This is a genomic window from Alicyclobacillus macrosporangiidus CPP55 (genome assembly GCF_000702485.1).
GTDB lineage: Bacteria > Bacillota > Bacilli > Alicyclobacillales > Alicyclobacillaceae > Alicyclobacillus_H > Alicyclobacillus_H macrosporangiidus_B.
In genome coordinates this window covers 1,394,518-1,407,015 of the sequence record NZ_JNIL01000001.1, presented here as the reverse complement: position 1 = coordinate 1,407,015, position 12,498 = coordinate 1,394,518, and the positions used below count along the sequence as shown (strand labels likewise).

Here is a 12,498-nt window from a genome sequence, read left to right as displayed (position 1 = left end):
CGTCACCGCGATTCCTCAAAGGGCCAGCGCTCGAGCGTGTACGCCATGTTCCAAAACTCCAGCTCGTACGTGCTGGAAATGAGGAAATGCCGCCGCATCCGGAACCGCTCCGCCTCCGGGGCCGCCTCCGCCAAGGCATCGAGCCACTCGATCTGCTCGTTGACCAATGTCCCGAACCACTCGTCGCCGTACGTCTGGATCCACTTGTCGTAAATCGGATGGTTGGGACGGCTGTCTTTGTATCGCTGGCCGATCTCCCAGTAGAGCCAGTAGCACGGCAGGATGGCGGCGATGATCTCCCCGACCGTCCCGCGGTGGGCCACGGTCAGGAGGTGCGTTGTGTAGCGGTGGTTGGTCGGGGCGGGCAGAAACAGGGGATCGCGCTCGATGCCGAGCATGCCGAAAAACGTCTGATGCAGCGCGAGTTCCGCCTCGACCGTGGCCTGCGCGTGGGCGGCCAGGCGGCCGAGAGACGCGAGATCCCCCGACTTGGCGGCGGCCATCGCCTGAACCTGAGCGAAGACCTGCAGGTAGTAGGCGTCATTTTGGACATAGTGGGCGAACTTCTCCACCGCCAAGGTCCCGGCAGCGAGCTCGCTCACGAACGGGTGGCGGAAGCTCTCCTCCCAGAGGGTGTCCGCCGCCTGGCGGAGGGATGCGGTGAATGACACGAGAGATTCGCTCCTTTCGTCGCGGGCCGGTAGGACAGACGGGAAGCCCGCCCAGAGGGGGCTGGCCCGTGCGGACTGGAAACATAACGAGTCTGGCGTCTCTGCAATCTGCACCTAATTATAAAGGCAACGCCGGTCAATGGGCAGACATTCGAAATGTTCCGTCTCCTAACAGCTCGGGTCTGATACAATAAGACCAAACGTTCGTTTGAAGGGGAGCGGGATGAGAATGGCCATTCGCGAGCCGAACCGGCTGGAGGTGTGGGAGGAGACGCGGGATCGGGTGACACCCGGTGAGGAGACATGGGACCGGGTGACCCCCGATGAGGACGAGCGGGATCGAACGGTGTCCGGCGACGTCCGTCCGTACGATGAGCGGCATTTTGGGCAGACGTTTGTCCATTCGAACTATCGCGCGGACCTTCGGGCGCCGCGGCCGCAGGAGTGGCCGCGGTTCATCGAGACCGGACAGGTGCGGGACTGGTCGGTGTTGACGTGGAAAGACGTGGGCCGGCCCTTCCGGGTGGAGAACTACGCGAGCGGAAAGCGGTTGTGGGAGGAGCAAAACGGCGACCGGATGTCGGTGCGGACCTCCTGGCAGATGTTCAACCGGTCGTTTCATCGGCTGTTCATGCAGAATGTGCCCGAGGAGCGGCGCCGGCTGCGGCGGCAGTTATGGGAGAGAGCCATCCAGTTCCAGTGGGCGGGGGTGGGTGAGCTATTGGAGGAGTACGAGCAGCTGGCGCTATGGAATTACACCCACCGCGTGCAGGACGCCATCTGGGACCCGCGAGGAAAGCGCGGGCTGTTCGAGGGGCTTGGCTTGGAACGGCCGCGCATCCTGTTCCTCGGGGCCGCGGATGGGTACGAGGCAATGCAGCTGTACGCCATGTACCCGGAGGGCGAGGCGGTGTTGGTGGACTACGACGAGTTCTGTGCCACCGATCGCTTCGGCAAGTTTCCCGAGCACTACCCGTTCCTCGGCTTCAATCCGGCCACGGGAAGCCCGCGGGTATGGTACAAGGATCAGATGAACCTGTCCTTCCTGGTGGAAGACATCCGCAACCTGCCGTTCGGGCGGGAGTTCGACGTGGTCCTGAGCGTCGGGCTGTTGGAGCATTTTCCGGATGAGTTCAAGCCGGAGTGCATCGATTTTCACCGCAGGTTTTTGAAGCCCGGCGGGATCGCCATCCTCACCACGCCGCGGCTGCAGTGGAAGTCCCGCCTGTTCTACCACGTGATGGCGGAGGCGATGAACTACACCTACCGCGAGCTGATGACCGTGCAGCAGATGGGCCTTTACCTGTACGAGAATGGCTTCGAGATCCTGCGGCACGGGATCATCAAGGCGCACAACGGCATCGTCGCGCGGCCACGGTGAGCGTATTGGCCCGGCCGTGCGGGGCCACGGCCGGGTGGCAGGAATGGGGGGCATGGCGGTGTGGAATTCGGCCGGGCTGCGGAACGTGATCGCGGCCTGGCTGGAACGGGCGATGGGGGACGAGGGTGCCTGCCAGCACCTCGGTTCAGGCGGTTGTGAACGGATTGTCCTTATGCGGCCGCCCGCGCGGGTGGCTAGCAACCGATTTGTATTTCCATGAACCGTCTTGAGCCATCATAGCAACAGAGTTGGATTTATCCAGACCGGCCGAGGCTGCGGGTGACCCCTCTACATAAAAATCTGCACCTAATCAGCCTGGCCCGTGCCGACATAACATCAAAAATTTGTGTATGGACGCCATCCGATGACGCCATAACGTCAAATCGTTTGTTACCGTCTCGCGGCCGCGGACAGCTCCATGTCGAACGCCATTGTCACCTCCGCTTCCAGTGGTCCATCGCCTGCAATATGGCACCCAACAGGAAGATGCCAACGCCTGCGGTATCCATGCGGTGGACACTTTGCCCGGGCGTCAGAAGCATCCACGTGCCGCCGATGCCGACCAGGAGCACGCCAGCCAACATCATCCAGCTGATCTTGCGCTTCCTCAACAGGTGGACATAGAATGGGATGACCAACACCCAGACGACCACGAAGACCAAGGTGTCCCACATCAAGGGGAATCCTCTCCTAACCAGGTCTTCCTCCGCGAAAGCCGTCTTTCTCGTGATGACGTGGACGGTTCCAAGGGGGATGCGGCGGATGGGAATCCCTTTCGCCATGCGGCGGTCGACTCCTTCTCAACGCTGTCCGTGGCGGTTCTGCGATTGGCACGCACAGGACCCGTGGTATGATGGGATTACACAGACAGACCTTGGGAGAGATGCTGCATGGGTTACACCGCCAGTTGGGTGGGCCATATCGTCGCCGGTTTGCTCGGAACATTGCTCAGCGTGTCCGTGTTTTACAAGACGTTGGAGCGGTGGTTTGCGGTTCACCGGAAGCTGGATGCCGGCCGCGTGCTGCGCATCCTGGATCCGTCCGGGCGCGCCCTGTCCCAGGCGGAGGTGGAAGCGTTCGTCCTGCAGTTCAACGAGGCGTCGTTTCTGGGCGTCAATCGCCACGATCCTGCGACCCTGCCCGGGGCTTGGCGCGTCGAACTCGAGGACGGGCAGACCGTGCTCGTCGCGCCAGGGGAGCGGTTCGTCGACGTGGTACGGATGGGAAAAGGGAGGAAACCCCGCCGGTACTGGCTGCTGGACTTGCCGATGGTGAAGGGCGGCGACGCCGGGGTGCAGGACCAGCCCGAGCGCACGTGAGCCCGCGGCGCCGGGGCGCCGGATGGTCCCGGACGCCCCCCAACGCCCTCGAACGCCCCCGAACGCCTTCACACCGTTCAACCGCCTCAGCGCACGATGGTCTGGTTCCGCTCTGGCCCCACTGAGACGTATTTCACCGGGACGCCGACGGCCTGTTCCACGTACGCCACGTAGTTTTGGGCCGCTTCCGGCAGCTCGTCGAACGCACGGCAGCAGGACAGGTCTTCGGTCCAACCGGGGAGCCGCTCGTACCGCGGTGTCGCGCGCTCCAGTTGGTAGGCGGGCAGCGGCAGGTCGTACACCTGGCCGTCCAGCTCATAGCCCGTGCACACCGCCACTTCCTCCAGGCCGCTCAGGACATCCAGCTTCATCAGCGCCAGGTCCGTGTAGCCATTCAGCCACGCCCCGTAGCGCAGCGCGGGCAGATCCAGCCAGCCGCAGCGGCGCGGGCGGCCGGTGGTGGCGCCGTACTCGCCGCCCTGGTCCCGCAGGTGTTGTCCCACGGCGTCATTCAGCTCGGTCGGGAAGGGCCCTTCCCCGACGGCCGTGGTATACGCCTTGGTGATGCCGGTCACCCGTTGGATGGCCGTCGGTGGTACGCCGGCGCCGACACTGGTGAACCCGCTGATGGGGTTGGAAGACGTGACGAACGGGTACACGCCCCAGTCGAGATCGCGCATCACACCGAGTTGCCCCTCCAGGAGGACGTACTGCTTTGCCTCCACCGCTGCTCGGACGACGGGCAGCGTGTCCTGGATGTGCGGCAGCAGAACCTCCCGGGCAGCCATCAGCTCGTTCCACATCTCTTCAAACGATCCGCTCGTCTCCCGCATTCCCGGCATCTTTTCCAACTTGAGCCGGAACGCCTCCTCGAGCCGGCGGCGGAAGTGGGCGACATCGCGCATCTCGCCCATCTGGATGCCGAAGCGGCCGGTCTTATCCTGGTACGCCGGCCCGATGCCCTGGAGCGTCGTACCCACCTTCGCCGATCGGACCTGCTCCTCGTACCGGTCCTGCCAGACGTGATAGGGCAGCACCAGGTGCGCCCGTTCCGAGATGACCAGGTTGTCCGTGGAAATGCCCGCCTCCTGCAAGGTCCGCAATTCTTTGACCAAGTTCATCGGGTGGATGACGACGCCGGTGCCGAGGACGCACACGGTCTTCGGATTGAAGATGCCAGAGGGCACCAGATGCAATGCGAATTTTCCGTACTCGTTGACGATGGTGTGGCCAGCGTTGCCCCCGCCCTGGTAGCGGATCACCATGTCCGCCTGGACGGCGAAGTAGTCCACCATCTTCCCCTTGCCCTCGTCGCCAAATTGCGCCCCCACGACGGCGTGAACCACACGCATTCCTCCTCCATGGGCGGCGCGCCGGAACGCCTCTAGATGGAGGTGCGCCGCCCTGCCAGACCTCTACGTCAGCAGTGTACGCCCGTGGTATTTATGTGTAAAATCGAAAACGTGCATACTCGCTATGCGAATTTCGTATAAACGGCGCCGGGAGGCCACCAGGTTGCATCCGTTGTACGAGACGTTCGTGCAGGTCGTTGAACAGGAGACGATGGTCAAGGCGGCGGAGGCGCTGCACCTGACGCAGCCCACGTTGACCCGCCAGGTACGGCAGCTCGAGGCGCAGTTGGGGGTTCCGTTGTTCGATCGCGTCGGTAAGCGACTGGTCCTCAACCGGGCGGGGGAGCTGGTGTACCGTTACGCCAAGCGGTACCTGCGCGAAGACCGGCGGATGCGCGAGGAGCTCCGGACCCTGACCGACCCGGAGGCCGGGACGGTCAGCATCGGCGCAGGGCTCACCCCGTCCATCTATCTGCTGCCACCCGTCCTGGCCGCCTACCGGGCCCGGCACCCCGGGGTACGGTTCGAGGTTCGAACCGGCTCCTCCCGGGAGGTGCTGGAGTTGTTGGAGGCCCGGGAGATCGATCTCGCCGTCGTCACCACCGTCGAGGCGGGGCGCGAGGACTTGGAGACGCAGCCCTTGTGGCGTGACGACCTGCTGCTGGTGGCGGCGCCGGACAGCGACGTGGCGCGGGCCGGGCGCCTCCAGCTCACCGACTTGGGGCGCTGGCCCGCGGTCCTGATGGGGAGCGGATCGGGCCTGCGGGACTGGGTGAACGAGCTGGCCGCTCGGCATGGGCTCGATCTCGACATCGCCATGGAGACCGACAGCCTCGAGAGCATCAGCCGCCTCGTGCAGCTGGGCGTCGGGTGGTCGGTGTTGCCGCGCTCGTCGGCGGAGGGCGACGTCGCTTCCGGGCGGTTGGCGGTGGTGGTGCTTACGGATGTGGACCTCGGTGCGCGCACGGTCACGCTGGTGACCCGGCGGGACAGCCTGCTGCCCGCGTGCGCGGCGCGGTTCGCGGCCTCCTTATCCGGGATGCGCGCGGGGGACGGCGCCGCGGGAGCGCCGGGAACGGAGGGCGTGTGAACGCCGGAGTCCGCGGGACGGCGCGGGAGGCCCGTGCTTGCGCGGCGCCGCGGGCGTGCGGATGAAGACATCGGGAGAGGAGAGGCGGACATGACACAGCACCCGGAAGTGACATGGGAAGATATCGTGGCGGCCAGCCGGAGGATTGCGCCCTACGCGGTGCGCACACCGCTTTTGTATGCGCAGGCCTTATCGCGGCGGGCCGGCACGGATGTGTACTTAAAGTGCGAGAACTTGCAGCGGACGGGGGCATTCAAGGTCCGCGGCGCGTTGAACATGGTGCTGGCGCTGCGGGAGCAGCCGAATCCACCCCGCGGGGTCATCACGGCTTCGTCGGGCAACCATGGGCAGGCGGTCGCTTACGCCGCGAGCCTGGTGGGCTTGCCGTGCACGGTGGTGGTGCCGGAGACGGTGATGCCGGTGAAGGAGCGGGCCATCCGAGGTTACGGGGCGCGCGTGATCCGGTGCGGGACGATGTCTTCCCAACGGATCGAACGGGCAGAACAGTTGGCCCGCGAGGAAGGGTTGGCGTTCGTCCCGCCTTACGATCACCCGTGGGTCGTCGCCGGCCAGGGGACGGCCGGCCTGGAGATCGCGGAGGACCTTCCCGGGGTGCGGACGGTGTTCGTACCGGTGGGCGGAGGCGGCCTGGCGTCCGGTGTGGCGACGGCGCTGAAGGCGCGCATCCCAGGGGTGCGCGTGGTGGGCGTCGAACCGGAGCTGGCCAACGACACTTACCTGTCGCTGCAGGCCGGACATCCGGTGGACATCGGGGAGACGAAGACCATCGCGGACGGGCTCCGCACCAATCACCCGGGGCACTATACGTTCCCGATTGTGCAAAAGCGGGTGGATGCCATCGCGCTGGTCTCGGAGGACACCATCCGCACCGCGGTTGTCCAGTTGCTGGAGTCGTGCAAGATCCTCGTCGAGCCTTCCGGCGCCACATCGGTGGCGGCCGTGATCGCGGCGGCGGAGCGCGGCGAGTTGCTGGATGGGCCGGTGGTGTGCGTGCTGAGCGGTGGGAACATGGAGCTGTCGATGTTGGCGGAATGGTTGAGGTGAACGGACGGGACCGGAAGCATGGCACGGCGTCAGGACCCTCGAGGATGACCGTGCGGGAGGTGTCGGCAAGTGTCGGATGCGGCGTTGTGGCCGGCGGGTGTCGAGGTGACCTGGCTGGATGACATCGACGACGGGCAGCACAACATGGACCTGGATGTCATCCTCGGAGAGCAGGTGGGCCGGGGCGAGCGGCGGCCGACGGTGCGGATCTGGCGGGGTCCGGTCAAGACCGGCATCGGATTAAGCAAGAAGGACGTGGCGACGGACGCGGGGCGAGCCGCCCAGGCAGCGCTTCAGGCCGAGGGGTGCACCGTGGTCGTGCGGCAGACAGGCGGCACCGCGGTCCCGCAGGGGCCCGGGGTGGTCCAGGTGTCCTATCTGTTCCCCCGGCCGACGGCCCAGGCGACGACAGACGCGTTCTACCGCCTGCTCTGCGATCCGCTGATGCGGTGGCTCGGCTCGCTGGGCCTCGAGGCGGAAACGGGCGAATTGCCAGGGAGCTATTGCGACGGCCGCTACAACGTCCTCGTCGGCGGGAAGAAGTTGATCGGCACCGCCCAGGCCTGGCGAGGCGGGCTGGCCGGCATGACCTCCACCCGGCCCGGCTACGTGCTGGCGCACGGGTGCATCGCCGTCGATGCCGACATGGACTGGATGGTCGAGCAGATGAACCGGTTCTACCAATTGGCCGGCAACCCGTACCGGGTGGAACGAGGAACGGCGGTCACGCTGCGCGATCTGCTGCCCGGCCCGCTGGCGGGCATGGACGAGCTGGCGGCCGGGACCTGGGCCGCCCAGTCGTTGCTTTCGTTTTTCCGGACGTGGCGTCCCGCCGCGGCGCTCTGACGAGCCATGGCTCGTGGACACGGCACGTCAGCGCCGGTGTGTCGGCGCGGCAGCGGCCGGATGAGGTGTGGCGATCGCTTGCTCACCCAGCCGCGGGCAGCTGCACCGTGAAGGTCGTCCCCTCCCCCAACCGGCTCGAAACGGAGATTTTGCCGCGGTGAGCGTCGACAATCCATTTCGCGATGGACAGGCCGAGCCCGTGGCCGTGCGAGCCGTCGCGGGCGCGGGCTGGGTCGGCTTGGAAGAAGCGGTCAAAGACCCGAGGCAAATTTTCCTCGGCGATCCCGACGCCGGTGTCGGACACCTCGAGGAGGACGGTGTGCTTCTGGCGCCGTGTGCGCAGGGTGACGGTGCCGCCCTCGGGGGTGAACTTGCAGGCGTTGTCGACGAGGATCACGAGCAGCTGATGGAGCCGGTCGGGATCCCCATTGACGATCGCGTCCGGCGCACAATCCGTCACCAGGCGGAGGCCGCGCGCGGCGGCGACCGGATCGAACAGCTCGGCCACTTTCCCCACCAATTCGGCCACGGACACACGCTGCAGGGACAGGGGCATCGCCTCGGCGTCGCCGCGGGCGAGGGTCAACAGGTCTTGCACCAGCTTGGACAGACGGCGCGCTTCGCTGTGCGCGTTGTGGATCCACTCCAGGTTGTCGGCGACGGATTCGTGGGTGTGCTCCAGGACGACACCGAGGTTCGACTGGATGACGGCGAGCGGGGTGCGCAGCTCGTGCGAGGCGTCGGCGACGAACTCCAATTGGCGCCGCCAGGCTTCGCGGACGGGGCGCAGGACGCGCTCGGCCAGATAGAAGCCTGCGATCCCGCCGGCGACCAGCCCCCCTGCGCCCACGAGCAGCAGGACGTCACGGAGCCGATCGAGGACCTCCATCTCTCGCTCGATGTCGATGGCGATGACCACGTATCCGGCATCGGGCCCCGGACCGGAGGGGCCGAACGGCAGGTACAGCACGCGCAGAATCATCCCGGCCTTCGGGCGCCAGGTCGCCCGCCAGGCCTTGTCCGAGGGGTGGCGCGCCACCCACTTGTCGAGCGCGGGTTCGAGGTCGGGGGTGAGGTTGGTAAAATCGCCGATCGCGGTGTGGACCTCCATCCATGTCCCCTGCGGCAGGGTGGTCACGATACGGCCCATATTGCCCGGGCCGGCGGCGTGGACGGTGGACAGCAGGCGGGCATCGACGTTGTGGAGGACCGCCTGGCGGACGATGCTGTACACCGCGATCGAAGAGACGGCGTACAGACACACCACGATGGCGAGCGTGAGCAGGGTGATGCGGATGCGGACGCGGCGGAACAAGGGGGGTTGTCACCTCTCCTCCTGGCTGTCCCGGACGCGGAACACGTATCCGACGCCGCGGACCGTCTCGATGTACGACGGCTGGCCAGGGACGTCGATCTTCTTGCGCAGAAAGTGGACATAATTCTCGACTGCGTTGCCGATGACTTCGGCGTCCGGGCCCCATACGCGATCGAGGATCAACTCCTTGGACATCACCTTGCCGTGGTTCCGCATCAACAGCTCCAATAGCTGGAATTCCTTCGCGGTCAAGGACAACGGCTGTCCGTCGCGAAAGATGGTCCGCTCGGCGAGGTGCATGGAGAACGGTCCGACGGTCAGGGTGTCGGGGCCGCTGACGTTGCCGGTTCGGCGGGTGAGCGCCCGAATGCGCGCAAGGAGTTCCCGGGTGGCGAACGGTTTGACCAGGTAGTCGTCAGCGCCCGCGTCGAGGCCGGTGACCCGGTCGTCGACCGTGTCCTTGGCCGTCAGCAGGAGGATGGGCACGTCGAGCCCTGCCTGCCGAACCTGCCGGACAATGTCCAGGCCGCTTTGACCCGGCAGCATGACGTCGAGGACCAGGAGATCGTAACAGTCTGTCAGGGCGAGATCGAGCCCCGTGTTGCCGTCGTGCGCGACGTCGACCGCATACTGATGCTCCTTGAGCAGCTGCGCCAGCGCGGCGGCCAGCCGCTGTTCATCTTCCACGATGAGGATCCGCACCTCGTTCTCCCTCCTGCTCCCATTGTACAACACCGGCCATTGAACCTCCCTTGAAAGTCCGGATTGGGGATGTGTACATTGAATGAAGCGGCGGCCATCACCGCCGGGGAGGTGAAGCGGATGGCGGACGACGTGCTGCGTCTGACGCAGATGACCGGGAAAGCCGGGTGAGGGTGCAAGATCGGTCCGGGGGACCTGGCTCAAGTGATGCAGCAGGTGGATCTGGCGACCCCCCACCCCGATCTTTTGGTGGGTTTGGACACGCTGGACGACGCGGGCGTGTTCCGGTTGTCGCCAGAGTTGGCTTTGGTACAGACCATCGACTTTTTCACGCCGATTGTGGACGATCCGTACGCGTTTGGCCAGATTGCGGCCGCCAACGCACTCAGCGACGTGTATGCCATGGGAGCGCGGCCGTTGACGGTGCTCAACGTCGTCGGCTACCCCATCTCCAAGCTGCCGGCAGATGTGCTGGCCCGGATCCTGCAGGGGGGCGCCGACAAGGTCCGGGAAGCCGGGGCGGTGATCGTCGGCGGGCATTCCATCGACGATCCTGAGCCCAAGTACGGTCTGGCGGTCACGGGGATCTGCCGGCCGGACGAGGTGTGGACGAACGCGGGTGCCCGGCCAGGCGACGCCCTGGTGCTGACGAAGCCCATCGGCTCCGGCGTCATCACCACGGCCATCAAGCGAGGACTCGCGCGGGAAGAGGACATTGAGCGCGTGACAGCCGTGATGGCAGCGCTCAACCGGACGGCCGCGGAAGTGGGGCGGCAGTTCCCTGTCCACGCCTGCACGGATGTCACGGGCTTCGGGCTGCTCGGCCACGCGCTGGAGATGGCGCGCGGCAGCGGCGTTTGCGTGCACATCGCGGCCGGCGAGGTGCCCGTGCTGGAGGGGGCGCATCGCTTTGTCGCTCAGGGGGCCGTGCCGGGCGGGAGCCGAAAGAACGCCGCGCACGTGGGGCCCTACGTGTCGTATCGGCGGGACGTGGCGGAGGAGGTTCGCGTTCTTTTGGCCGACGCGGTGACCTCGGGCGGTCTGCTGATGGCGCTGCCGGGAGACCGCGCGGACGCGTTCGTGGGCCGGCTCCGCGCCGAGGGGGTCGCGTGGGCCCGCGTGATCGGCCGCGTCGAAGCGGGCGCGCCCGGCATCGTGGTGGAATAAGGCAGGCCGCGGCGGCCTCGGGCGTGCTATACTGTTTCCTTGGCGGGCGTGCGCCGTCTGTGGGTGCACGCCCAATCTGTGAGAAGAGTGGGCGTGTCGCTCCGCTTCCTCGGGGCAACGTCACATCGATGGAGAGAGTGGTATGGACACGGTGTGGGTGCGCGGGCGGACCTGGGTGAAGGCCGTCCCACCGCTGGTGTGGCTCCTGATGACCTGCAGCTTCCTCAACGTCGCGGGCCTGTCACTGTTGTGGCCGGTCAACGCCATCTACATCCACCAGGTCCTGGGTCAGCCGATGACCATCGCAGGGACGGTCCTCCTGGTGTATTCGGGCGCTGGGTTGGCCGGCAGCTTCCTGGCAGGCGCAGGATATGACCGGTTCGGCGCCCTGCCGGTGCTCAGCGCCGGGTTTGCGGTGTGCGCGGTGAGTATTCTCGTCCCCCTTTGGATCGGGGGGTGGGTGCCGTACATGGGGGTCATGGCCGTCTTCGGGCTCGCGTGCGCGGTCCCATTTCCTGTCTTGAACGCCCTCGTCGGCCACGCCTGGCCGGCCGGCGGCCGGCGGGCGTACAACTTCATGTACGTGGCCAACAACATCGGCGTCGCGGCGGGCACTGCGCTCGGGGGCGTGGTGGCACAGCGCTCATTCGCCTCGGTGTTCTGGGGCATCGCCCTGGCAAACGTGGTCCTGTTGATCCTGCTCTGGACGGTCCTCCGCAGCGCGCTCTGGCAACTGCGCAATGGCAGGGTCGAGCACAGCGGGCGGACCAAGGAGGCGCCCGCCCGCGGACCGGAGTCAGCCCAGACGGTGGCGGATCCGTCAGCGGCGGCCCCACCGACCGTGGAATCGGGTGGCGTGCCGTGGCGGCCCGTCACGCTCGTCCTCGTCGGTTTCACCGTTGGATGGGCGATTTACGTGCAATGGCAGAGCGCCATCTCCGTCTACATGCAGGACCTGGGCTATCCGCTGGCCGCCTACAGCGCGTTGTGGACGCTGAACGGCCTGCTCATCTTCGGGCTCCAGCCGCTGGTGGGCGCCGTCGTCCGGCGCGTGCCCAACCTGGCCTGGCACATGGTCACGGGCGTGGCCCTGTATGCGGCCGCCTACGCGCTGGTCGCCATCTGGCACACCTACCCGGCATTCGTGACGGCGATGACGGTGATGACCTTGGGCGAAGTCCTGGCGTGGCCCAGCGTGCCGGCCGCCATCGGCCAATTGGCCCCGCCTCACCGGTTGGGATTCCTCCAAGGGCTGGTGGGCAGCACCGCCACGCTCGGCCGGATGGTGGGGCCCATCGCGGGTGGCTGGCTCTTCGATCACGCGGGCGTCCAAGCTCTCTTGGGGACCGCATCGGCTGCGTGCGTGCTGCCGGCTTTGTGTTTCGCCGGGTTCCACTTCGCGCAGCGGCGAAACGCGACCGACACCGGTCGTCCGTTGTCCTTGTGATGGAGCGGCGAAGCTGACGGTCGGCGAAGGTCGCTGTCGTTGGTGGGTGCCTGCGCGAAATGCCAACTGTCACCGATTGTAAGCCGGCCATAAATTTCATAGAATATGTACCGACAGGTGCAACAAAATCCCGTGACGCGCCT

Annotated in this window: 13 protein-coding genes; 8 read left to right on the top strand and 5 right to left on the bottom strand. The window is 66.3% G+C overall.

The features are described from left to right. Nucleotides 1–2: 2 nt before the first annotated feature. Nucleotides 3–671, bottom strand: a complete 669-nt coding sequence (gene tenA, locus N687_RS0107245) for a thiaminase II (RefSeq protein WP_029421220.1) — start codon at nucleotides 669–671, stop codon at nucleotides 3–5. A gap of 229 nt (nucleotides 672–900) precedes the next feature. Here tenA and N687_RS0107240 point away from each other — a divergent pair, with 229 nt between their 5' ends. Continuing rightward, on the top strand, nucleotides 901–2,052 hold the full coding sequence (locus N687_RS0107240; protein WP_081841661.1) for a class I SAM-dependent methyltransferase: 1,152 nt from the start codon (nucleotides 901–903) through the stop codon (nucleotides 2,050–2,052). Between the two features lie 52 nt (nucleotides 2,053–2,104). Further along, nucleotides 2,105–2,272: a hypothetical protein gene (locus tag N687_RS23795; protein ID WP_156040073.1), complete on the top strand. Its 168-nt coding sequence runs from the start codon at nucleotides 2,105–2,107 to the stop codon at nucleotides 2,270–2,272. A gap of 214 nt (nucleotides 2,273–2,486) precedes the next feature. On the opposite strand, the gene N687_RS0107230 is transcribed toward N687_RS23795, so the two are convergent. Further along, a complete protein-coding gene (locus N687_RS0107230; RefSeq protein ID WP_029421218.1) occupies nucleotides 2,487–2,834 on the bottom strand; it encodes a hypothetical protein in 348 nt (115 codons plus the stop codon). A 108-nt stretch (nucleotides 2,835–2,942) separates the two neighbouring features. On the opposite strand from N687_RS0107230, the gene N687_RS0107225 reads away from it, so the two are divergent. After that, nucleotides 2,943–3,371, top strand: a complete 429-nt coding sequence (locus tag N687_RS0107225) for a hypothetical protein (RefSeq protein ID WP_029421217.1) — start codon at nucleotides 2,943–2,945, stop codon at nucleotides 3,369–3,371. An 86-nt stretch (nucleotides 3,372–3,457) separates the two neighbouring features. On the opposite strand, the gene N687_RS0107220 is transcribed toward N687_RS0107225, so the two are convergent. Next, complete coding sequence (locus N687_RS0107220) at nucleotides 3,458–4,723, bottom strand: adenylosuccinate synthase (protein ID WP_029421216.1); 1,266 nt, start codon at nucleotides 4,721–4,723, stop codon at nucleotides 3,458–3,460. A 163-nt stretch (nucleotides 4,724–4,886) separates the two neighbouring features. Between N687_RS0107220 and N687_RS0107215 the strand changes: the two genes are divergently transcribed. The 3 genes from N687_RS0107215 (at nucleotide 4,887) to N687_RS0107205 (ending at nucleotide 7,724) form a co-directional block, all read left to right on the top strand. Next, nucleotides 4,887–5,813: a LysR family transcriptional regulator gene (locus N687_RS0107215; protein WP_051663026.1), complete on the top strand. Its 927-nt coding sequence runs from the start codon at nucleotides 4,887–4,889 to the stop codon at nucleotides 5,811–5,813. Between the two features lie 90 nt (nucleotides 5,814–5,903). Continuing rightward, complete coding sequence (locus tag N687_RS0107210) at nucleotides 5,904–6,878, top strand: threonine ammonia-lyase (protein WP_029421214.1); 975 nt, start codon at nucleotides 5,904–5,906, stop codon at nucleotides 6,876–6,878. 69 nt (nucleotides 6,879–6,947) lie between these two features. After that, entirely contained in the window at nucleotides 6,948–7,724 is a 777-nt protein-coding gene (locus tag N687_RS0107205; protein WP_051663025.1) for a lipoate--protein ligase family protein, read from the top strand. A gap of 82 nt (nucleotides 7,725–7,806) precedes the next feature. On the opposite strand, the gene N687_RS0107200 is transcribed toward N687_RS0107205, so the two are convergent. Together N687_RS0107200 and N687_RS0107195 are read right to left on the bottom strand one after the other, a co-directional pair. Beyond that, nucleotides 7,807–9,039, bottom strand: coding sequence for a sensor histidine kinase (locus N687_RS0107200; protein WP_035462941.1), 1,233 nt, complete (start codon nucleotides 9,037–9,039; stop codon nucleotides 7,807–7,809). A gap of 9 nt (nucleotides 9,040–9,048) precedes the next feature. Next, nucleotides 9,049–9,741 carry a response regulator transcription factor gene (locus N687_RS0107195; protein ID WP_029421211.1) on the bottom strand — a complete coding sequence of 231 codons (693 nt, stop codon included), beginning with the start codon at nucleotides 9,739–9,741 and terminating at the stop codon, nucleotides 9,049–9,051. A 150-nt stretch (nucleotides 9,742–9,891) separates the two neighbouring features. Here N687_RS0107195 and selD point away from each other — a divergent pair, with 150 nt between their 5' ends. Both selD and N687_RS0107185 read left to right on the top strand, forming a co-directional pair. Beyond that, nucleotides 9,892–10,908, top strand: coding sequence for a selenide, water dikinase SelD (gene selD, locus N687_RS20800; RefSeq protein WP_231493588.1), 1,017 nt, complete (start codon nucleotides 9,892–9,894; stop codon nucleotides 10,906–10,908). Between the two features lie 142 nt (nucleotides 10,909–11,050). Next, nucleotides 11,051–12,355, top strand: coding sequence for an MFS transporter (locus N687_RS0107185; RefSeq protein ID WP_029421210.1), 1,305 nt, complete (start codon nucleotides 11,051–11,053; stop codon nucleotides 12,353–12,355). Nucleotides 12,356–12,498: the final 143 nt, after the last annotated feature.

What these genes read in the sequence shown, in the direction of transcription:
- N687_RS0107230 (WP_029421218.1), bottom strand. Translation starts at nt 2,834, where the DNA reads ATGGCGAAAGGGATTCCCATCCGCCGCATCCCCCTTGGAACCGTCCAC.
- N687_RS23795 (WP_156040073.1), top strand. Translation starts at nt 2,105, where the DNA reads ATGGCGGTGTGGAATTCGGCCGGGCTGCGGAACGTGATCGCGGCCTGG.
- N687_RS0107240 (WP_081841661.1), top strand. Translation starts at nt 901, where the DNA reads ATGGCCATTCGCGAGCCGAACCGGCTGGAGGTGTGGGAGGAGACGCGG.
- N687_RS0107225 (WP_029421217.1), top strand. Translation starts at nt 2,943, where the DNA reads ATGGGTTACACCGCCAGTTGGGTGGGCCATATCGTCGCCGGTTTGCTC.
- N687_RS0107185 (WP_029421210.1), top strand. Translation starts at nt 11,051, where the DNA reads ATGGACACGGTGTGGGTGCGCGGGCGGACCTGGGTGAAGGCCGTCCCA.
- N687_RS0107210 (WP_029421214.1), top strand. Translation starts at nt 5,904, where the DNA reads ATGACACAGCACCCGGAAGTGACATGGGAAGATATCGTGGCGGCCAGC.
- N687_RS0107220 (WP_029421216.1), bottom strand. Translation starts at nt 4,723, where the DNA reads ATGCGTGTGGTTCACGCCGTCGTGGGGGCGCAATTTGGCGACGAGGGC.